Source organism: Aquirufa sp. ROCK2-A2 (assembly GCF_054558485.1).
The window spans coordinates 1-1076 of record NZ_JBPXKA010000020.1 but is presented as its reverse complement, the minus strand read 5'-3'; the positions used below and the strand labels follow the sequence as shown (position 1 = coordinate 1076).

Here is a 1076-nt window from a genome sequence, read left to right as displayed (position 1 = left end):
CCTATTACCTATTACCTATTACCTATTACCTATTACCTATTACCTATTACCTATTACCTATTACCTATTACCTATTACCTATTACCTATTACCTATTACCTATTACCTATTACCTATTACCTATTACTTCAATTATTCGTACAAGTACTCCAAATTCTTTTCTTTGAATTCTTCTGTATCTAGTTCCAAGAATTCTTCCCAGAAAGGATTGTTGGGTACAGCAGCTCTACAAATAATCGGAGTCTTCTTAATCGGATGAATAAAAAATAATCTTCTAGCATGTAAATTGATACTTGCATCGATGTTTGCTCGATCGTATCCATATTTTATATCTCCACGAATGGGACATCCTAACGATGCCAATTGAACTCTGATTTGATGAGGTCTACCTGTGATGGGTTCTACTTCAATTAAATAATGTAGATTAATTTTACCAACAAGTTTATAATTCAATTCAGCTTTTAGAGCTTTACCTTCTGGGTAGTCGTACGCCTTTGTGGTGTTATTTGCTTCGTTTTTTAGTAACCAATGCGTTAATTTTCCTTTAATCGGATCTGGTTTTCTTCTTGTTACCGCCCAATAGGTTTTTTGAATATCCCTTTTACGAAATAACTCATTCATTCTTTCTAATGCTTTGGATGTTCTAGCGAAAACCACCAATCCACTCACAGGTCTATCAAGTCGATGTACCGGATGAAGAAATACATCTCCTGGTTTTTGGTATTTTTCCTTGATGTATTCTTTTAGAACATCTGTCAATGTTTTATCTCTAGTACTATCTCCTTGTACGAGAATTCCTGCTCTTTTGTTTACAATAAGGAGGTGATTGTCTTCGTATATTACTTGATAGTCTTTCATTGCATATTATTTTTCGGAAGGCAAAGGTAGGATTATTTTGTGAAATACTTGATGCAACGAAAAAACTTTCATTTTTTTTACTACTTATTCACCTTGATTTTCAATGGATTAGGCTGAAGTAATAAAAAAAGATTGCGTAGTAGTTTGGTATTTAAAAAATAAACCTACATCTTTGCACTCCCAATCGCTAACAAAAGGTTGTTAGCACTAAGTGAGAC

1 protein-coding gene is annotated in these 1076 nt (G+C 33.5%); it reads right to left on the bottom strand.

Annotation, left to right across the window (positions count from 1 at the left end):
* Positions 1-132: 132 nt before the first annotated feature.
* Positions 133-858, bottom strand: coding sequence for an RluA family pseudouridine synthase (locus V7S76_RS13245; RefSeq protein ID WP_459510623.1), 726 nt, complete (start codon positions 856-858; stop codon positions 133-135).
* Positions 859-1076: the final 218 nt, after the last annotated feature.

Excerpts from the sequence above, each read along its gene's own strand:
- V7S76_RS13245 (WP_459510623.1), bottom strand. The coding sequence starts at position 858 with ATGAAAGACTATCAAGTAATATACGAAGACAATCACCTCCTTATTGTA.